At 72.4% G+C, this 19,225-nt stretch carries 16 protein-coding genes; 7 read left to right on the top strand and 9 right to left on the bottom strand.

All coding sequences use genetic code 11. From position 1 onward, the window contains the following. Positions 1–86: 86 nt before the first annotated feature. Positions 87–422 carry a helix-turn-helix transcriptional regulator gene (locus G7Z13_RS28610; RefSeq protein WP_240926375.1) on the bottom strand — a complete coding sequence of 112 codons (336 nt, stop codon included), beginning with the start codon at positions 420–422 and terminating at the stop codon, positions 87–89. 78 nt (positions 423–500) lie between these two features. On the opposite strand from G7Z13_RS28610, the gene map reads away from it, so the two are divergent. Both map and G7Z13_RS28600 read left to right on the top strand, forming a co-directional pair. Further along, positions 501–1,268, top strand: a complete 768-nt coding sequence (map, locus tag G7Z13_RS28605) for a type I methionyl aminopeptidase (RefSeq protein ID WP_166003092.1) — start codon at positions 501–503, stop codon at positions 1,266–1,268. A 134-nt stretch (positions 1,269–1,402) separates the two neighbouring features. After that, positions 1,403–3,928 carry an ATP-dependent Clp protease ATP-binding subunit gene (locus G7Z13_RS28600; protein WP_166003091.1) on the top strand — a complete coding sequence of 842 codons (2,526 nt, stop codon included), beginning with the start codon at positions 1,403–1,405 and terminating at the stop codon, positions 3,926–3,928. A gap of 45 nt (positions 3,929–3,973) precedes the next feature. Here G7Z13_RS28600 and G7Z13_RS28595 read toward each other — a convergent pair whose 3' ends face one another. Next, the gene (locus tag G7Z13_RS28595; protein WP_166003090.1) at positions 3,974–4,327 is read right to left on the bottom strand and encodes a hypothetical protein; all 354 of its coding nucleotides are present in this window, start codon (positions 4,325–4,327) and stop codon (positions 3,974–3,976) included. 462 nt (positions 4,328–4,789) lie between these two features. Then, the gene (gene ggt / locus G7Z13_RS28590; RefSeq protein WP_166003089.1) at positions 4,790–6,589 is read right to left on the bottom strand and encodes a gamma-glutamyltransferase; all 1,800 of its coding nucleotides are present in this window, start codon (positions 6,587–6,589) and stop codon (positions 4,790–4,792) included. 82 nt (positions 6,590–6,671) lie between these two features. Here ggt and G7Z13_RS28585 point away from each other — a divergent pair, with 82 nt between their 5' ends. Then, complete coding sequence (locus G7Z13_RS28585; RefSeq protein ID WP_166003088.1) at positions 6,672–7,421, top strand: hypothetical protein; 750 nt, start codon at positions 6,672–6,674, stop codon at positions 7,419–7,421. A gap of 95 nt (positions 7,422–7,516) precedes the next feature. Continuing rightward, positions 7,517–9,085 (top strand): CocE/NonD family hydrolase, encoded by a 1,569-nt coding sequence (locus G7Z13_RS28580; protein WP_166003087.1) that lies wholly within the window; start codon positions 7,517–7,519, stop codon positions 9,083–9,085. A gap of 352 nt (positions 9,086–9,437) precedes the next feature. On the opposite strand, the gene G7Z13_RS28575 is transcribed toward G7Z13_RS28580, so the two are convergent. Next, positions 9,438–9,845, bottom strand: a complete 408-nt coding sequence (locus G7Z13_RS28575; RefSeq protein WP_166003086.1) for a DUF6278 family protein — start codon at positions 9,843–9,845, stop codon at positions 9,438–9,440. A gap of 173 nt (positions 9,846–10,018) precedes the next feature. Between G7Z13_RS28575 and G7Z13_RS28570 the strand changes: the two genes are divergently transcribed. Beyond that, positions 10,019–11,779, top strand: coding sequence for an SGNH/GDSL hydrolase family protein (locus G7Z13_RS28570; protein WP_166005382.1), 1,761 nt, complete (start codon positions 10,019–10,021; stop codon positions 11,777–11,779). A gap of 72 nt (positions 11,780–11,851) precedes the next feature. Here the strand turns inward: G7Z13_RS28570 and G7Z13_RS28565 are convergent, their stop codons facing one another. From G7Z13_RS28565 to G7Z13_RS28545, 5 genes are all read right to left on the bottom strand, one after another. After that, entirely contained in the window at positions 11,852–12,631 is a 780-nt protein-coding gene (locus tag G7Z13_RS28565; RefSeq protein WP_166003085.1) for an exodeoxyribonuclease III, read from the bottom strand. A 57-nt stretch (positions 12,632–12,688) separates the two neighbouring features. Beyond that, complete coding sequence (locus G7Z13_RS28560; RefSeq protein WP_166005380.1) at positions 12,689–13,324, bottom strand: MBL fold metallo-hydrolase; 636 nt, start codon at positions 13,322–13,324, stop codon at positions 12,689–12,691. A gap of 39 nt (positions 13,325–13,363) precedes the next feature. Further along, positions 13,364–14,671, bottom strand: a complete 1,308-nt coding sequence (gene pcaC / locus G7Z13_RS28555) for a 4-carboxymuconolactone decarboxylase (protein WP_166003084.1) — start codon at positions 14,669–14,671, stop codon at positions 13,364–13,366. Positions 14,672–14,714: 43 nt separating this feature from the next. Further along, positions 14,715–14,966 (bottom strand): IS110 family transposase, encoded by a 252-nt coding sequence (locus tag G7Z13_RS33885; RefSeq protein ID WP_240926543.1) that lies wholly within the window; start codon positions 14,964–14,966, stop codon positions 14,715–14,717. Between the two features lie 666 nt (positions 14,967–15,632). Continuing rightward, complete coding sequence (locus G7Z13_RS28545; RefSeq protein ID WP_166003083.1) at positions 15,633–16,772, bottom strand: PucR family transcriptional regulator; 1,140 nt, start codon at positions 16,770–16,772, stop codon at positions 15,633–15,635. An 87-nt stretch (positions 16,773–16,859) separates the two neighbouring features. On the opposite strand from G7Z13_RS28545, the gene G7Z13_RS28540 reads away from it, so the two are divergent. Then, complete coding sequence (locus tag G7Z13_RS28540; protein ID WP_166003082.1) at positions 16,860–17,918, top strand: ferredoxin reductase; 1,059 nt, start codon at positions 16,860–16,862, stop codon at positions 17,916–17,918. A gap of 7 nt (positions 17,919–17,925) precedes the next feature. After that, a complete protein-coding gene (locus G7Z13_RS28535; RefSeq protein ID WP_166003081.1) occupies positions 17,926–19,044 on the top strand; it encodes an acyl-CoA desaturase in 1,119 nt (372 codons plus the stop codon). Positions 19,045–19,225: the final 181 nt, after the last annotated feature.

Here is a 19,225-nt window from a genome sequence, read left to right as displayed (position 1 = left end):
GCATGACCGGAGCACTCGGGTCCGTAGCCAACACCAGCCGTGTTACGGGCCCGCTACAGGGAGTTTGCGGCCAGGGCGCGACGCCCTCAGGCGGCGGCCGCCCCGGACGTGACGGCCGGGGCCGTGGCGTCGAAGGGCGCCGTGGGGTCGTACCCGGCCGCGGGGTCGTACGCGGGCGTCGCGCCGTACGCCGCGGTGGCCAGCTCGTCCAGGGACAGCCCGAGGGTGCGGCCGAGCGCGGCCACCGTGAAGAACGCCGGTGTCGGCGCGCGGCCCGTCTCGATCTTGCGCAGGGTCTCCGCCGAGACGCCGGCGCTCGCCGCGACCTCCGCCATGCTGCGGTCGCCGCGGGCCTCGCGCAGCAGCCGGCCGAGCCGCTCGCCGCGTTCGCGCTCTTCGGGGGTGAGGGGAGTGCGCACCATGGCGCCCATCCTAGTAACAACCCCATTCACATACCGCCGGTCGCCGATCCCAATTCAAATACCGGTATAGTAATTGGCATGGTGGAACTGAAGACGGACACATCGATCGACGCCATGCACGAGGCGGGCCAGGTCGTCGGGCGCACCCTCACGGCCCTGCGGAACGCCGCGGACGTGGGCGTCTCCCTGCTCGACCTGGACGCCCTGGCCCGCGACGCCCTGCGGGAGGCAGGCGCGACCTCGCCCTTCCTGGGCTACCGCCCCTCCTTCGCCCCGACCCCCTTCCCCGCCGTCCTGTGCGCCTCGGTGAACGACGCGATCGTGCACGGCATCCCCACGCGGTACCGGCTGCGCGACGGCGACCTGGTCTCCCTGGACTTCGGTGCCGAGCTGAACGGCTGGGTCGGCGACTCGGCGATCAGCTTCACGGTGGGCCGCCCCCGCCCCGCCGACGTACGCCTCATAGAGACGGCCGAACGCGCCCTCGCGGCCGGCATCGACGCCGCCGTCGCCGGCAACCGCATGGGCGACATCGCGCACGCCATCGGCCGGGTGTGCCGCGACGCCGGCTACGGCATCCCGGAGGGCTTCGGCGGGCACGGCGTGGGCCGCCGTATGCACGAGGACCCGCCGGTCCCCAACGAGGGCCGCCCCGGCCGTGGCCTGCGGCTGCGCGCGGGCATGGTCCTGGCCATCGAGCCGATGCTCGTCGCGGGCGGCACCGACGGCTACCACGCGGCCCCCGACGGCTGGACCCTCCGCACGAACGACGGTTCCCGCGCGGCGCACGTCGAACACACGGTCGCGATCACGGAGGACGGCCCGCGCGTCCTCACGGCGAGGTGAACCCCCTTCCGGGGCGGCGGTCCAGGGCCGGTCCACTGCACATGCCTGTCGCCCCACTTCGTGCCAAGGTGGCTTAAACGAGCCCACCCCGGGAAACCCGGCCCCGGCACGTCGACAGCGAAGGAACCCAAACGATGACCAGCGGCTTCATCGGCTCGGAGGGCGACCCCTTCGGAGAATTCCTCGCCCGCTTCTTCGGCGGCCCCCGTCCCGGCCCCCGGCAGATCGACATCGGCCGGCTGCTCAGCCAGCCGGCCCGCGACCTGGTCCAGGGGGCCGCGCGGTACGCCGCCGAACACGGCAGCCGGGACCTCGACACCCAGCACCTGCTCCGCGCGGCCCTGTCCGCCGAACCGACCCGGAGCCTGCTCAGCCGCGCCGGCGCGGACCCGGACTCGCTCGCCTCGGAGATCGACGAGCGCTCCGGGCCGGTGCAGTACCGGGAGGGCGAGGTGCCGCCGCCGACCTCGCTGTCGCTCACCCCGGCGGTCAAGCGGGCCCTGCTGGACGCCCACGACCTGGCCCGGGCGAGCGGCACCGGCTACATCGGGCCGGAGCACGTGCTGAGCGCGCTGGCCAACAACCCCGACTCGGCCGCCGGGCACATCCTGAGCGCGGCGCGCTTCGCCCCCGGCGGGCCGAAGGAGGCCCCGGAGGCGGGAGCGGCGGCGCCCCGCGCGGAACGGCCCCGCCAGGCGGCCACGCCCACCCTCGACAAGTACGGCCGCGACCTCACCGACCAGGCCCGCCGGGGCCGTATCGACCCGGTGATCGGCCGGGACGACGAGATCGAGCAGACCATCGAGGTGCTGTCCCGCCGGGGCAAGAACAACCCGGTGCTGATGGGCGACGCGGGCGTCGGGAAGACCGCGATCGTGGAGGGGCTGGCGCAGCGGATCGCCGACGGGGACGTGCCGGACGTGCTGATCGGCCGCCGGGTCGTCGCCCTCGACCTCACCGGCGTCGTCGCGGGCACCCGCTACCGGGGCGACTTCGAGGAGCGGATGAACACCATCGTCGAGGAGATCCGCACCCACTCCACCGAGCTGATCATCTTCATCGACGAGCTGCACACCGTGGTCGGCGCGGGCGGGGGCGGCGAGGGCGGCTCGATGGACGCCGGGAACATCCTCAAGCCGGCGCTCGCGCGCGGCGAGCTGCACATCGTGGGCGCGACCACGCTGGAGGAGTTCCGCCGGATCGAGAAGGACGCGGCGCTGGCCCGCCGTTTCCAGCCGATCCTGGTGCCGGAGCCGACCACCGAGGACGCGCTCGAGATCCTGCGCGGCCTGCGCGACCGCTACGAGGCCCACCACCAGGTCCGCTACAGCGACGAGGCGCTGGAGGCGGCCGTCGAGCTGTCGGACCGCTATCTCACCGACCGGCGCCTGCCCGACAAGGCGATCGACCTGATCGACCAGGCGGGCGCGCGGGTACGGCTGCGGGCCCGCACCAAGGGCACGGACGTACGGGCCATGGAGCGGGAGGCCGAGCAGCTGGCCCTGGACAAGGACCAAGCGGTCGCCGACGAGCAGTACGAGGAGGCGATGCGGCTGCGGGACCGGATCACGGAGCTGAAGCAGCGGATCGCCGAGGCCGCGGGGGACGGCGAGGCCGACGAGGGCCAGAACCTGGAGGTGACCGCGGAGGCGATCGCCGAGGTGGTGTCCCGGCTGACCGGCATCCCCGTCAGCCGGCTCACCGAGGAGGAGAAGGACCGGCTGCTGGGCCTGGAGGAGCATCTGCGCGAGCGGGTGGTCGGCCAGGAGGAGGCCGTGCGGGTCGTCTCCGACGCGGTGCTGCGCTCCCGGGCCGGGCTGTCCTCACCGCACCGTCCGATCGGCAGCTTCCTGTTCCTCGGTCCGACCGGCGTCGGCAAGACCGAGCTGGCGCGGGCGCTCGCGGAGGCTCTGTTCGGCAGCGAGGACCGCATGGTCCGCCTCGACATGAGCGAGTACCAGGAGCGGCACACCGTCAGCCGGCTGGTGGGCGCCCCGCCCGGGTACGTCGGCCACGAGGGGGCCGGGCAGCTCACCGAGGTGGTCCGCCGCCACCCGTACTCGCTGCTGCTGCTCGACGAGGTGGAGAAGGCGCACCCGGACGTGTTCAACATCCTGCTCCAGGTGCTGGACGACGGGCGGCTCACCGACTCCCAGGGCCGCACGGTGGACTTCACCAACACGGTCATCGTGATGACCAGCAACCTCGGTTCGGAGGCGATCATCCGGCGCGGCGCCGGGATCGGGTTCGGGCCGGGCGGGGACGCCGAGGAGGCCCGCCGGGAGCAGATCCTGCGCCCGCTGCGCGAACACTTCCGGCCCGAGTTCCTCAACCGGATCGACGAGATCGTCGTCTTCCGCCAGCTCACCCCCGACCAGCTGCACCGGATCACCGATCTGCTGCTGGAGGAGACCCGGCGGCTGCTGCGCGCCCAGGGCGTCACCGTCGAGTTCACCGATCCGGCCGTGGACTGGCTGTCCCGGCAGGGCTACCAGCCGGAGTACGGTGCCCGCCCGCTGCGCCGCACCATCCAGCGCGAGGTCGACAACCGCCTGTCCCGGCTGCTCCTCGACGGCCGGGTCCAGCGAGGCGACCGGGTCACGGTCGACGTGACGGACGACCACCTCGCCTTCCGTCCGGAGCGGGCCCCGGTCGGCTGACGAGCCGAGGGCGGTGATTGGGGCCGTTGCCCGCTTGGCCGCGGATCAGCTCGGCTCGCATCCCTGGGGGTCGGTGCCGACGCCGTCGATCCTGGCGCCCCAGGCCCAGTTCGGGTCCCGGTCCCCCACCCAGATCCTGCGCTGGTAGCACGCCTGTCCCGCGTGATCGATCGCGTAGACGACGACGTCCGAGTTGGACTCGAAGGACCGCGCCTTGTCATGCAGGAAGTCCGGCACGTCCGAGTAGCCCCACGGTCGGTAGCACCAGGATGCGCCCCGGTAGCCGGGCTCGGTGTAGAAGCACACCTCACCCGGAGCCGCCTGGGAGGGAGTGACGAGGGTCATGGGCAGGACCAGGGCGAACGCGCCGACGGTCAGGGCCCGCGAGATGCTGTTCATGTCCCCACGAACGATCAAGGCGGGCGGTGGTCACGTTCAGCGCGCTCCCCGTCGTGAGGGCGTCCGGTGGTGCGTCCAGTGGGAGGAGGGAGGCTGGACGAAGACCACTTGCTGCCGCGGCTCACCGGACCTGGTCTGCGGCGACGCCTCCGCCCCGCCGGCCGGCCCGTGAGCGACGAAGGAAATGACGGGCGTGATACGGACGTACTGGTCGCCGACGACGACGTAGTAGTCGCCAGGGCCGCGGCCATCATCCTGTCTTTCCTCGTCCGTTGACGTGCGCGGTGGCGCCGGCCATGCCCTGCCGTGCGGATGGGCAGGTCAGGAGTTGTCCGTCGTCGCGTCCTCGAAGGAGAACACAGGCGATCGGCGGCCCAGCCCGCGCCTGCCGCGCCCCCGAAGCGTCGGCGGGCACCTGGTCATAGGGTCGCCGCGCCGACGCCGCGACCACCGGGACGCTCCTCAGGGCGCGGGTCGCACCACCATCGCCGAGCCGCCGCCCCGGCGTACCGTCTCGGCCGCCGCGAGCCACTTGCCGCCGGGCAGGCGCTGGACGCCGGTGGCGGCGCCGATCTCGGGGTTGAGGCGGAAGGCGTGGCCGATGCGCTCCAGTTCGGCGCGCACCGCGCTGTCGTACAGGCCGGGTTCGAGTTCGGTGGTGGCCGCGTTGCGCTGGCTGGCGCGCGGGGCGGCGATGGCGTCGACGAGCGGCAGGCCGCGGTCGAGGAAGCCGGTCAGGGTCTGCAGCACGGTGGTGATGATCGTGGCGCCGCCGGGCGAGCCGAGGGCGACGACGGGCCGGTCGTGGCGGTCCAGGACGATCGTCGGGGACATCGACGAGCGGGGCCGCTTGCCCGGTCCGGGCAGGTTCGGGTCGTGGACGGCCGGGTTGGCGGGGGCGAAGGAGAAGTCCGTCAGCTCGTTGTTGAGCAGGAAGCCGCGGCCGGGCACGGTGATGCCGCTGCCGCCGGTCTGCTCGATGGTGAGGGTGTAGGAGACGACGTTGCCCCACTTGTCGGCGACCGTCAGATGGGTGGTGCTGTCGCCCTCGTACGTGGTGGGCGCCGCGGGGCCCGTGGTGCCGCAGTCGGCGGGGTGGCGCGGGTCGCCGGGCGCGAGCGGGCTGGTGAGCACCGCGTCGTCCTTGATGAGGCAGCCGCGCGTGTCGGCGTACCGCTGCGACAGCAGTTCCCTGGTCGGTACGTCCTCGAAGGCCGGGTCGCCGACCCAGCGCCCCCGGTCGGCGAAGGCGACGCGGCCGGCCTCGATGAAGCGGTGCAGGTAGCGGGCTTGGCTCGCCTTCGACAGGTCGGTGCGCTCGAGGATGTTGAGCGCCTCGCCGACGGTGGTGCCACCGGAGGAGGACGGGGCCATGGAGTAGACGCCGAGGCCGCGGTAGGTGGTGCGGGTGGGGGCCTGGGACCTGACGCGGTAGGCGGCCAGGTCCTTCTCGGACAGGTCGCCGGGGCGGGCGTTCCAGCCGGAGGCCGGGTCCACGGGCGGCTTGTTGACGGTGGCGACGATGTCCTCGGCGAGGTCGCCGCGGTAGAGGGCGCCGGTGCCCTTGCGGGCCAGCTCCTCGTAGGTGCGGGCCAGGTCGGGGTTCTTGAACGTCGAGCCGACGACGGGCAGTTGCCCGCCCGGCAGGAACAGCTCGGCGGTGTCGGGGAAGTACCGGAAGCGGGTCTCGTTGGCGGCGGTCTGCGCGCGGAAGGTGGTGTCGACGGTGAAGCCGTCGCGGGCGAGCCGCACGGCGGGCTTCAGGAGCGTGCCGAGCCGTTTGCTGCCCCACTTGTCGAGGGCGGCGCGCCAGGTGGCGGGGGTGCCGGGGGTGCCGACGGCGAGGCCGCTGCTGACGGCCTCGGCGAACGGGACCGGCTTGCCGTTCTCCAGGAAGAGGCCGGAGCCCGCGGTGAGCGGGGCCGTTTCGCGGCCGTCGAGGGTGTGCACGGTGCGGGACCCGGCGTCGTAGTAGACGAAGTAGCCGCCTCCGCCGATGCCCGCGGAGTACGGCTCGGTGACGCCGAGCGCGGCGGCGGTGGCGACGGCCGCGTCGACGGCGTTGCCGCCCTTCCTCAGCACCTCGATGCCGGCGGCGGAGGCGTCCGGGTCGACGCTGGCGACGGCGCCGCCGTGGCCGACGGCGACCGGTACCTTCTCGGGAGCGGTCCGGGAAGCGGTGGGCGGGGCGGCCGCTCCCACCGACACCACGGCGGCCGAGACCGCCAGGACGGACAGCTTGCGTACGACGGGACGACGCATCCGCACCTCCAGTGAAAGGCCGTTCGGGCAGCCTAGTCCATGACCATGGGCACGTCAGGAGCACCCGATACGATGCCCCGCCATGAACGACGACGTGCGCAACATCGTCCTCGGTGTACTGGCGACCGGCATAAGCGCCGCGCTGGGCTGGTTCACCCGTACCCACCTCTGGCGGCGCCGACTCCGCCGCAAGCAGGCGTTCTTCGGGCTGCCGGACAACTCCGAGTCGCTGCTGGTGGTCAACCGGGACGCGGGCGGCACGGATCTGACGGTGACCCGGCACGACGTCTTCGCGCTGCTGGAGCTGTCGGCGCTCATCAAGGACTGCAACGCGCACGCGCAGGTCGTGGCGCACGACGCGGCCCAGCGGGGTTTCGGCGAGCGCACCGAGTTCTGCGTGGGCGGGCCGGCCTCCAACCACCGGATGGCCGCCCATCTGGAGAGCCTGCTGCCGGGGGTGCGGGTCAACGTGGACGGTGAACCGGGGCCGGAGCGGGGCGCGTTCCGGATCGGCGGCGAGCGCTATCGCATGGAGCCGGGCCGCACCGAGTACGTGCTGCTGGCCCGGCTCACCGCCGAGCAGGCGCCCCGGGCGCGGCCGGTGTTCCTGTTCTGCGGGCAGCGGGCGATCGACAACCAGGCCGCCACCCGGTATCTCGCCCGCCACCACGAGCGTCTGGCCCGCAAGTACGGCGCGGGGTCGTTCGTGCTGCTGCTGAAGGTGGTCAACTCCCAGGCGTACGGGCCGGACGTGGTGGAGCTGGTGGCGGACGTGACGCGGGCGGCGCGGTCGCCGCTCCCCGAGGAGGCGGAGCGGTCCGCCCTTCAATGATTGTTACTTTCACGTAACTTACCGATGGGTTACCCCCGGTAAGGCCCCACGGTTACCGTCGGGTCACTTTCGTTGACACGAGTGAGGAGTGACCCGTGGGAGTCCATCGCAAGGCCCTGCGCACCACCGCCGTGGGCGCCGTCTCCGCGACCCTGATCGCCGGTGGCGCCCTCACCGCCGCTCCCGCCGCCCACGCCACGACCGGCGGAGTGCGGTTCGTCGACATCACCGGCGACGGCGGTACGACGCTCAAGGCGAACGTCGTCACCCCCGCGGGCACCGACGGCTCGCACCGCTACCCGCTGATCGTGCTGCCCACGAGCTGGGCCACGCCCCAGGTCGAGTATTTGGCCCAGGCGCAGCGGCTCGCCGACTCCGGTTATGTGGTGGTCACCTACAACGTGCGCGGGTTCTGGCAGTCCGGCGGCCATATCGAGGTCGCGGGTCCACCGGACATAGCCGACGCGTCGAAGGTCATCGACTGGGCGCTGGCCCACACCCCGTCCGACCCGGGCAAGGTCGGCATGGCGGGCGTCTCCTACGGCGCCGGGATCAGCCTGCTCACCGCCGCCCACGACGAGCGGGTCAGGGCGGTCGCCGCGCTCAGCGGCTGGGCCGACCTGATCGACTCCATCTACTCCGGCCGCACCCAGCACGCCCAGGCCGCCGCGCTGCTCCAGGGCGCGGGTTCCCTCACCGGCCGCCCGAGCGCGGAACTGCAGCAGGTCTTCCAGGACTTCTTCGCGTCCGACCTGGACAAGGAGGACGAGATGATCGCCTGGGGGGCGAAGCGCTCCCCCGCCACCCACCTGGACCGGATCAACGCCCACGGCACGGCCGTCATGCTCGCCAACGCCTGGGGCGACACCATCTTCCCGCCCAACCAGTACGCTGACTTCTTCGAGAAGCTGACCGGCCCGAAAAGACTCCAGCTGCGCCCCGGCGACCACGCGACCGCCGAGGCGACGGGCCTGCTGGGGCTGCCCAACGACGTCTGGACGGACACCCGGCGCTGGTTCGACCACCACCTCAAGGGCGAGGCCAACGGCGTGGACCGGGAGCAGCCGGTGCGCCTGAAGTCCCGCACCGGAGGCGGTTACGAGACGTATCCCGACTGGAAGTCCGTCGCCGCGACCCAGCGGAAGATCGCCCTCGGGGGCACCACGACCATCGACACGAACGTCAACTCCGGCGCGGACGGCGGTGTCATCTTCCTGTCGAACCTGCTCGACCAGATCGCCCAGGTGCCGCCGGTCACCTCGGTCCCCCTGCTCCCCCGGCGCTGGGCCGCCGTCTGGCAGTCGCAGCCGTACGCCACCACCCAGCGGGTGCGCGGCACCGCCACGCTGCACACCACGGTGACCTCGACCAAGGAGAGCGGAACCCTCGTCGCGTACCTCTACGACGTGGGCCCGCTCGGCCTCGGCAAGCTGGTCAGCAACGCGCCGTACACCTTCCACGGACGGACGCCGGGTCAGCCGTTCGGCGTCGACCTGGAGTTGTTCTCCACGGCCTACGACGTTCCGGCAGGGCACCGGCTCGCCCTGGTCGTCGACACGGTCGACCCGCTCTACATCGAGCACAACCCGTCCGGCGCACGGCTGACCTTCTCCTCGCCGGCGAACGACCCGTCATACGTGTCGATTCCGCTGCGCGAGCAGTGATCGGCGGCCGCGGCCGGACGGCCCGGCTCTGGTACCGCTGCCCCCTGGGTCCGCGCATCCCGACGCGAATCGGCGAGGGTTCCCCCGCCACGGGGATGAACGGCTCATCGTAGTCGAGTTCCGGCGCGCTGGGGGCGGCCGGTCGGTGGACGCCCGGACCACGGGGCGTCCACCGGGGCACGGGACACGCCGTGTCGTGGCTGCCGCAAGCTATCCAGCGCGGCGGGGAGTTGAGCAGCGACACGCACTTCTCGGGCATTAGCCGTATTTACGGCGCATGGATGGTGGCTGGGCCGGTCGCGGGCCTGTTCCGGGCCGGGTCCGCGCCGGTTCCGGGTGGTTCAGGCCCTGGTCAGGTCTCCGCGACCTCGGCGTACAGCTGGGACAGCTCGGGCACCCCACTGGCCGCCCACTCCTGTCCGGCGGCCACCACGTCCACCTCGCGGCCGGAGGGGAGCAGGACGACCGGCTGTCCGTCGGAGCGGATCTCCCAGGCCGCGCCCGGCACGGTCCGCACGACGACGGTGCCCAGGTACAGGCCTGCGTCGTTGCCCAGCCGGAGCAGCATCTCCGCGTCGTCCCGCCAGCGCGGCGGCAGCTGGTCCAGCGCCTCCAGGGAGGCCGGCGTGTCGTCGAGGCGGACCCCCGCCTGCCCCGCCTGGGACCGCAGCAGCTCGCACTCGGCCAGGAGTCCGGCGATGCCCGCGGGATCGGGCGCCCCGTGCTCCGTGCGCCGATGGCCCAGGAAAGGGATGTTCATAGCTCCAGACTGACATTCGTACCGGCGGCGCACCACAGGGCACGCGGACGATCCCGGCCACGCCTGCGGGCGGTTTCACGCCGTCTTCGCCCGTGGTTCGTTGACGGCTCCCCGGCCCCTGCCTAGCTTCACGGAAGCGGTGTCCGTGTCCCCTGATCCGGGAGGTCCGGTTGGTGCGTCGAGGGGTCCGAGGGCTCGCGGTCGTCCTCCTGGTGTGCGCGTCCGTGATCCCGGCGGCCACCGCGCAGGCCACCGGCGAGCGCCGCGCCGGCCCACGGCCGATCACCCAGCTGTTCGACAACCGGGCCGTCAGCGACGACGCCCGCCCGGCCGGCGCGGACTTCGACGGCGCCGGCGCCTCGCTGTCCGCCCGGGACCTGGCCGCGGCCGGCTGGACGCCCGGCCGCGCGCTCACCGTGCAGGGCGCCCGGCTCACCTGGCCGAAACGGGCCCCGGGCGAGCCGGACAACGTCGTCGCCGACGGCCAGGCGGTGCGCGTGCACGGCCGCGGCGACGCCCTCGCCTTCCTCGTCACCGGCACCACCGGACAGGACGTCACCGGCTCGGGCACCGTCGGGTACGCCGACGGCTCCCGCTCCTCCTACCTGCTGACCGCCCCCGACTGGCGCCGCGGTCCCCTCGCCACCAAGGCGGTGGCCCTGCCGCACATCAACACGCCCGCCGGACAACTCGCCGAGCAGGCCCGGCTGTACGTCGTGACGGTGCCGGTCGCGCCGGGCCGCGAGGTGGTCTCGGTACGGCTGCCGCGCGCGGCCGGACTGCATGTGTTCGCGGTGTCGGTGCGGGCGGCGGCGCGCGGCTGGACCGGCAGCTGGTCGGCGGCGACCTCCGGTTATCCGTCCGTCGGGCCGTGGACCGACCGGACGCTGCGGCTGGTGGTGCACACCTCGGCGGGCGGGCCGCGGGTGCGGCTGCGCTTCGACAACACCTTCGCCGCCGCCCCGGTGCGGATCGGCAGCGCCACCGTCGCCGTCCAGGACGCGGGCGCGGCCGCGGCCGGCAGCCCGGTGCCGGTGCGGTTCCGCGGCGCGCCGGGCACCGCCGTCCCGGCCGGCGCCCAGGCCTACAGCGACCCCCTCGACTTCGAGGTGCCGTCGGACACCAGTCTGCTGGTCAGCTTCCACCTCCCGGGCACGGTGCCCGCGGCGCCCGTGCACCGGCTCGCCCAGCAGCGGTCGTACGTCAGCGAGGCCGGCGACCACGCGGCCGACGCCACGGGCGGCGCGTACACCACGGTCATCACCAGCTGGCCGCTGCTGACCGGCGTCGACGTGGGCGGCGGGCCGGGCTCGGTGGTGCTGCTCGGCGACTCCATCACGGACGGCGACAAGTCGACGGTGGACGCCAACCGGCGCTGGCCGAACGTGCTGGCCCGGCGGCTGCTGGCGCAGACCGGGGTGCCGCGCTACGGCGTGCTCAACCAGGGCATCTCGGCGAACCGCGTGGTCACCGACGTCTACCCCGGCGACGGGGTTTCGGCCGCCTCGGGCGGGGTGAGCGCCCTGCACCGGCTCGACCGGGACGTCCTCGCCCAGACCTCGGCGCGCACGGTGGTCGTCTTCCAGGGCGTCAACGACGTGCGCTGGGGGACGAGCGCGGCGCGGGTGACGGCCGGGCTGCGGGAGATCGCCGACCGCGCGCGCGCCCGCGGGCTGCGGGTGCTGGCGGCGACGATCCTGCCGTGCGAGGGCGAGGCGCGGTGCACCGCCGCCGTCGACACCGAGCGGACCGCCGTCAACGACTGGATCCGCCGGGCCGGTGTGTTCGACGGGGTGCTGGACTTCGACGCGGTGGTCCGGGACCCGGCGCGGCCGTCGCGGATGCTGCCCGCGTACGACAGCGGGGACCATCTGCACCCGGGCGACGCCGGGCTCGCGGCGCTGGCGGAGTCGGTGGACCTGCGGTCGCTGTGAGGGCCGGTACGGGTCTGGAGGCCCATACGGGTCCTGAGGCCGGTACGGGTGTCAGGGGCGTCCGGGTGTGCCTCAGACGTCGAGGTCGACGACGACCGGCGCGTGGTCCGAGGCGCCCTTGCCCTTGCGCTCCTCACGGTCGACGTAGGCGTCCTTGACGGCCTTGGCGAACGGCTGGTTGCCGTAGACCAGGTCGATGCGCATGCCGCGGTTCTTGGGGAAGCACAGCTGGCGGTAGTCCCAGTACGTGAACGGGTGGTCGTACTTCAGGGGGCGCGGGACCACGTCCTCCAGGCCCGTCCCGCGCAGGGCGGCCAGGGCGGCGCGCTCGGCCGGGGTGACGTGGGTGGAGCCCTCGAAGGCGGCCGGGTCGAAGACGTCGTCGTCGGTCGGCGCCACGTTGTAGTCGCCGAGGACGGCGAACGGGCGGCTGCCGCCCGCGTCGCCCGCGACGGCGGCCCTCAGGGCCTCGAACCACTGGAGCTTGTAGGCGTAGTGCGGGTGCTCGACCTCGCGGCCGTTCGGCACGTACACCGACCAGACGCGGACCGGGCCGCAGGTCGCGGAGATCGCGCGGGGCTCGACCGCGCCGTCGAAGCCGGGGTCGCCGGGCAGGCCCTTGACCACGTCCTCGATGCCGACGCGGGAGAGCACCGCCACCCCGTTCCACCGGCCGGTCGCGTGCACCGCCGCCTCGTAGCCCAGCTCGCGCAGCTCGGCGAAGGGGAACTGCTCCTCGGCGACCTTGGCCTCCTGGAGGCAGAGCACGTCGGTGCCGCTGCTCTCCAGCCAGGCCAGGAGCCTCGGCAGGCGGGCGGTGATCGAGTTCACGTTCCAGGTCGCGATGCGCATGTCTCACAACCTACCGGGCGGCACTGACAACGCGGTGCCGCCCGCAGGCGGGGGTGCTCACACCTCGGCCGAGTCGCCGGGGGTCAGCCGCAGGTGCCGCGTGCCGCCGAGCCCGCCGATCTGACGGTCGTAGATCGGGCGGGCGAGGTCGGTCAGGAGCGCGTCGTGGATGTCGTAGGCGCGTTGCGGGCGCACCTCGCGGACGTAGTCGATGACCTCGGAGATCTTGTTCCAGGGGGCCATCACCGGGAGCATCAGGGTCTCCACGGGGTGGTCCGGGACGGTGAGGGCGTCGCCGGGGTGGAAGACCCTGCCGCCGTCGATCAGGTAGCCGACGTTGGTGATGCGCGGGATGTCCGGGTGGATCACCGCGTGCAGTTCGCCGTGGACCTGCACGTCGAAGCCCGCGGCCGTGAAGGTGTCGCCGTGGCCGACGGTGTGCACCCGTCCCGGGAAGGCCGCCGAGAGCTGGTCCGCGACCGCCTTCAGGGTCCAGATCTCCGCGGCCGGGTTCGCCTCCAGCGCCGCGCGCAGCCGTCCCTCGTCGAAGTGGTCGGGGTGCTCGTGCGTGACGAGGACGGCGTCCGCGCCGGCGGCGGCGTCCGGCTCGCTGAACCCGCCGGGGTCGAGGACGAGGGTGCGCCCCTCCTTCTCCAGGCGGACACAGGCGTGCGACTTCTTCGTGAGCTTCAGCTTCATGCGCCCATCCTGCCGCCCGCCCGCAACGGGTGCTCACTCCTGGGGCGTGGTCTCCTCGCGGATGACCTCCTGGGCCACCTTGAAGGCGCTGTTGGCCGCCGGTACGCCGCAGTAGACGGCGGCGTGCAGCAGCACCTCCTTGATCTCGGCGGGGGTGAGGCCGTTGCGCAGCGCGGCGCGGGTGTGGAAGGCCAGCTCGTCGAGGTGGCCGCCCGCGACCAGGGCGGTGAGGGTGATGCAGCTGCGGGTGCGGCGGTCCAGGCCGGGCCGGTTCCACACCTCGCCCCAGGCGTAGCGGGTGATGAACTCCTGGAAGTCCCCGGAGAACTCGTCCGCCTGCGCCAGCGCCCGGTCCACGTGCGCGTCGCCGAGCACTTCCCGGCGCACCTTGATCCCGGCGTCGTACGGGTCCGTCCGGCCCACGGCGTGCGGCTGCTCGGCGGCCGGGGCGATCTCGGCGATGGGCGCGATCGGCGCGGCCTGCGGGGGCACCGTGGCGAGCACCGGCTTGACCGGGACGGTCGTGATGGCGATCTGGCCGGTGCCCGGGTCGACGAGCGGCTGCCAGGCGGTGGAGAAGTGGGTGACCAGCAGATCCGTGACCGCGGCGGGCTGCTCGACGGGCACCAGGTGGGAGGCGCCGGGGACGACCGCGAGACGGGCGTCCGGGATCCCGGCGACCAGGGTGCGGGCCTCGGCGGGCCCGGTGACCTGGTCCTCGGAGCCGACCAGCACCAGGGTCGGCACGCCCACCCGACCCAGCTCCGGGCGGACGTCGAAGGTGGCGAGGGCCTCGCAGGCGGCGATGTAGCAGCCGGGGTCGGTGGTGCGCACCATCTGCACCGCCCAGTCGGTGATCGCGGGCTGGGCGGCGGCGAAGCCGGAGGTGAACCAGCGGTCGGGGGCGGTACGGGCGATGGGGTCCAGGCCGTTCGTCCGGACGATCACCCCGCGCTGGCGGAACTCGTCGGCCGTGCCGAACCGCGGGGAGGCGGCGATCAGCACGAGGGAGGCCAGCCGCTCCGGGTGGCGCAGGGCCAGTTCCACGCCGACGGCGCCGCCGAGCGCGCAGCCCGCGTATCCGAAGCGCTGCACCCCGAGGCCGTCGAGGGTGGCGAGCAGCCGGGCGGTCAGCTCCGCGACGGAGGCCGCGGGGTAGGCGGGGGCGCCGCCGTGCCCCGGCAGGTCGAACCGGAAGACGCGCCACTGCTTCGCCAGCTCCGGGACCTGGCGGTCCCACATGTGCCAGGTGGTACCCAGTGAGGGACCCAGGATCAGGACCGGAGCGTCTTCTGGCCCGTCGAAGCGGTATTGCAGGGTGTTCGGTGGTGTCTCACTCACGCCCCAGACCCTCTCACGTCTCACGACTGCCCCTATACGAGGGTTACGGCCGCACAGGTCTGACCAGGTGGAACACCTCCCGGGCCGCGTATCGCTTGAGACTCCGGACGATTTCACGTCGAGTCTCACCCTCCTTGCTGCGGCGTTCGTAGTAGTCCTGGGTACGCGGGTCGACGCGCAGGCGGGTCTGCACGATCCGGTGCAGCGCCGCGTTCGCTTGCCGGTCACCGCCCCGGTTCAGGCGACGGTACTGCCCACTGCCCGAGGAACGCTCGACCGGGCTGACACCGCACAGCGCCGCGAACGACGCCTCACTGCCCAGGGGTTCCGGGTTGTCCGGATCGTGATCAGCAAAGTGACGGCTGTGTCCGGACCGATGCCCGCCACCGCGAGCAGCTGCGGAGCGTGGCGCTCCACCAGCCGGGTCAGGCGGCCTTCCAGGTCCTGGACCTCTGCGCTCAGCTGCCCGATGCGCCGGGCCAGGAGTCCCAGGGTGACGTGGGTGACGTGAAGCACCGCCCCCTCGCCGGCCTCATGGTTCAGGCTGTCGTCGACGAGCCCTGCGCACGTGCGGAAGAGCTCTGCATTGCCCCGGCCCGGCCAGTTCCTCTCTCAGCTGCGGATCGGCACGGATGAGGACGGCCTCTCCTGGCCCATCGCCATGCATGTGGGTGCCCAGGGAGTCAAACGGGCCCACCTTCGCCCACACGGTGCTCGACGCGACCGGCGTCCTCCTCAGCCGCCTCCCGGTCAGTCGCGACCGGGTGTGGCTGGTCGTGCGAGACGCGGGCCTGACGCATCGGCAGGTGGGCGTCTCGTGGTGGCACGCTCCCTGTCAGCCGACCTGCTGCGCCTTGATCGCGTCGCTCGCCCGAACCGTCCCGGCTGCCAAGCACGTCCAGGCAGACACCGAGCACGAGGCCGGGATCCGCCGGGAGTTCGTGGACGGTCGAAGTACGCGTCAACTGGTCCGAAGACCGACCGCCAGCGTCAGTTCAAGGACCCGGTGGGGCGATGCGAGATCGGGAAACAGCTCCCGCAGCTGCGACATCCGGTACCGGACTGTCTGGGGATGGACGAACAACGCCGCCGCCACCTCGTCCCGCCTGCCCTGGTGCAGCAGCCACGCCCGCAACGTCTCCTCCAGCCGCCGTGCGGTCGCGACAGGCAAGGTGCGCAACGGTGCGAGGGCTCGGGCACGCAGGTCTGCGAACGCGTCCACGTCGGCGCTCAGCACCAGCTCGGGCAGGTGGTCCTCGGTGTCGCGGATATCAGAGGAGAGGGAGCGCGCGCGTACGGCTCGTGCGTACGAGGCGGACGCATGAGTCCATGGCCGGGCCGGGCCGACCACGGCGGTGCGGTCGGTCAGCTGCCGCAAGAGATGTGATCGGTCGGCGTCGGGGACGAGCAGCACACCGGTGGTGTCCGGCAAATCGTCGAGGACGAGAGTGCTCGGGTCGAGCGCGCGGTAGGCAGGCCGGGCCTGGGCGGCGGGCAGCAGGACCGCCGTCAGCGTAACCGGAGGCTGCCATCCGGCCCGTTGAGCAGAGGCCAGCAGCACGTCCGGGCTCGCGCCGGCGAGGAGGTCGCGGGCGAGGTGTTCCAGGTGGCGCTCCTGGGCCCTGCCCCGGGCGGTCAGTTCGTCGGCGTGGCCCGCGGCGCTCGCGGCGGAGAGCTCGTCGATGTAGGCGAAGGTCAGCTCGGCGAACTTGGCGACCTCGGCGGCGGGCAGACCTGCGGACACGGCGCCCGCTGCCAGGCTTCGCCAGGCCACGCGGGCGCCGACGCGGTAGGCGCTGAGCAGGGCGTCCATCGACCGGCCGTCGCGCACCTCGCCGCGGCCCAGCTCGTAGGCCGCGTCACCGCCGCCGCCGCCCGCGGCGTTCCCGCTCGCGAGGTCCAAGTAGTGCCCGAGGGCGGTGCGAACGGCTCGGCGGATGGTGCCGCCCATGCTGCCCGACAGGGCGTTGGCGTAGGAAGGGACCTCGTCGATGATCGCCTGGACGACCTCGTCGGCGGTGGTCTTCAGCGCGGCCCGCAGTGCGGTGACCGTCGCCTCATCAAGGGCCAGTTCGCTGGCCCTCCGGATTGCATGGCTCACGTCTTTGTTCCCTGCGAACAATTCAGCCGATCAGATTCACGTCCTGCGGTCAGGACTTTACGCCCTGAGGCGCAGCAAGCTGGAGTCATGATGAGTGCGGCCCTCCGCGGCAGGGCGTGGAAACTGATGGAGATGGTCACGACACCGCTGCTGCCGTCGGACTACCTCGACCTGGTCAGCCCGCTGCGTGCGGGCGCCGACCTGCGCGGGCGCATCGAGGCCGTGCACCCCGAGACGCGTGACGCCGCGACCATCGTGATCAGACCGGGTCGGGGCTGGCGCGGCCACAGGGCCGGCCAGTACGTGCGGATCGGGGTCGACGTCGACGGGGTGCGCCTGTGGCGTGCCTACTCCCTCACCTCGCCGACGAACCGCCAGGACGGCCGCGTCACGATCACCGTGAAGGCGATCCCGGACGGCAAGGTCAGCAACCACCTGGTCCGCAGGGCCAAACCGGGCACGCTGATCCAGCTCGATCAGCCGACCGGTGACTTCGTACTGCCGCAGGCCACGCCCGCCAAGGTGCTCTACCTGACGGCCGGCAGCGGCATCACACCCGTGATGGGCATGCTGCGCGACACCGAGTTCGACGACGTCGTCATGGTCCACAGTGCGCCACGGCCGCAAGATGTGATCTTCCGCAACGAGCTGCACGACCTGGTCGCGGACAAGAAGCTGCGGCTCACCGAGGTGCACACCGACACGGACGGCAAGCTCGACATCGCCCGCCTCGGCGAACTCGTGCCCGACTGGGCCGAGCGCGAGACCTGGGCGTGCGGGCCCGCCGGCCTGCTCGACGCCGCCGAAGAGCACTGGAGCGAGCACGGCGTACCGGAGCGCCTGCACACCGAACGCTTCCGCCCCAGCGTCATCGTCGCCGGCGACGGCGGCGGCGAGGTCACGTTCAGCGCCACCGGCAAGACCGTCGACGCGGACGGCGCCACGCCGTTGCTGGACGTCGGCGAGGAGGCCGGCGTGCTCATGCCCTCCGGGTGCCGCATGGGCATCTGCTTCGCCTGCGTCACGCCGCTCAAGGCGGGCGCCGTCCGCGACCTGCGCACCGGCGAGATCACCGAGGCCGAGCCGGGCGTCCTCATCCAGACCTGCGTGTCCGCCGCGGCGGGCCCCTGCGACATCGAACGGTAGGAGCACCTTGACCGCCATCGACCCCACCGCCCACCTGACGGCGGACCAGATCGAGGAGCTCGGCCGCGAGCTGGACGCGATCCGCGACGAGGTGATCGCCGGCCGCGGCGAGAAAGACGCCGCCTACATCCGCAAGGTCATCTCGGCGCAGCGCAAGCTCGAGCTGGTCAGCAGGGGCGTGCTGCTGTTCTCGATCTTCCCACCCGCGTGGATCATCGGCACCGCCGGCCTGTCCGTGGCGAAGATCATGGACAACATGGAGATCGGCCACAACATCCTGCACGGCCAGTGGGACTGGATGCGCGACCCGAAGATCCACTCCACCACCTGGGAATGGGACCACGTCTCGCCGGCCGACCAGTGGAAGCACTCGCACAACGAGCTGCACCACACGTACACCAACGTGATCGGCAAGGACAACGACCTCGGCTACGGCATCATGCGCGTCGACGAGGACCAGAAGTGGCACCCGTTCCACCTCGGCCAGCCGCTGTGGAACTTCATCAACGCCTGCTTCTTCGAGTACGGCATCGCAGCGTACGACCTGGAGCTCGGCAAGAACCTGCACAAGCGCCGCCGCAAGAACCCGGAGTTCCGCGCGCGGGCCAGGGCCGTGGGCCGCAAGATCCGCAAGCAGGTGCTCAAGGACTACGTGATCCACCCGCTGCTGTCGGGCCCGTCGTTCCTCCACACGCTCGCCGCCACGTTCACCGCGAACCTGGTCCGCAACATCTGGTCCCACTCGGTGATCATGTGCGGGCACTTCCCCGAGGGCGTGCAGGTCTTCGAGCGCCGGTCGATCAAGGACGAGACGCGCGGCCAGTGGTACCTGCGCCAGATGATGGGCTCGGCGAACATCAGCGGCAGCAGGGCCATGCACTTCATGACCGGCAACCTGTCGCACCAGATCGAGCACCACCTGTTCCCGGACCTGCCGAGCAACCGGTACGCCGAGGTCGCGGTGAAGGTGCGCGCGCTGTTCGAGAAGTACGAACTGGAGTACGTCACCGGACCGCTGCCCAAACAGGTGTTCTCCGCGTGGCGCAAGGTCTTCCGGCTCTCGCTGCCGAACAAGAAGCCCGAGGTCAGGACGCCGGACCGTGAGCAGGAGCTCGTCGCCGCCTGACTGTCACAGGTGCCTGGCTCACGAACCCGAGGTCAGGCGCCCTTGTCCGCAGGCTCCAGTATCGCCACGCACTCCACGTGATGCGTCATCGGAAACACGTCACGAGGTGTGTGGACGGCAGAATCGCAGGGCACATGGGGTTTTCCTGCCTTGGGCGCGGGCTGTGAGGCGGCCGGAGCGT

Source organism: Streptomyces sp. JB150, assembly GCF_011193355.1.
In the GTDB taxonomy this organism is placed as follows: domain Bacteria; phylum Actinomycetota; class Actinomycetes; order Streptomycetales; family Streptomycetaceae; genus Streptomyces.
Note: the sequence above shows the minus strand (reverse complement) of the source record. Positions and strands in the feature narration are given on the sequence as shown.

Excerpts from the sequence above, each read along its gene's own strand:
- G7Z13_RS28600 (WP_166003091.1), top strand. The coding sequence starts at position 1,403 with ATGACCAGCGGCTTCATCGGCTCGGAGGGCGACCCCTTCGGAGAATTC.
- G7Z13_RS28610 (WP_240926375.1), bottom strand. The coding sequence starts at position 422 with ATGGTGCGCACTCCCCTCACCCCCGAAGAGCGCGAACGCGGCGAGCGG.
- G7Z13_RS28540 (WP_166003082.1), top strand. The coding sequence starts at position 16,860 with ATGATGAGTGCGGCCCTCCGCGGCAGGGCGTGGAAACTGATGGAGATG.
- G7Z13_RS28595 (WP_166003090.1), bottom strand. The coding sequence starts at position 4,327 with ATGAACAGCATCTCGCGGGCCCTGACCGTCGGCGCGTTCGCCCTGGTC.
- map (WP_166003092.1), top strand. The coding sequence starts at position 501 with ATGGTGGAACTGAAGACGGACACATCGATCGACGCCATGCACGAGGCG.
- G7Z13_RS28585 (WP_166003088.1), top strand. The coding sequence starts at position 6,672 with ATGAACGACGACGTGCGCAACATCGTCCTCGGTGTACTGGCGACCGGC.
- ggt (WP_166003089.1), bottom strand. The coding sequence starts at position 6,589 with ATGCGTCGTCCCGTCGTACGCAAGCTGTCCGTCCTGGCGGTCTCGGCC.
- G7Z13_RS28565 (WP_166003085.1), bottom strand. The coding sequence starts at position 12,631 with ATGCGCATCGCGACCTGGAACGTGAACTCGATCACCGCCCGCCTGCCG.
- G7Z13_RS28575 (WP_166003086.1), bottom strand. The coding sequence starts at position 9,845 with ATGAACATCCCTTTCCTGGGCCATCGGCGCACGGAGCACGGGGCGCCC.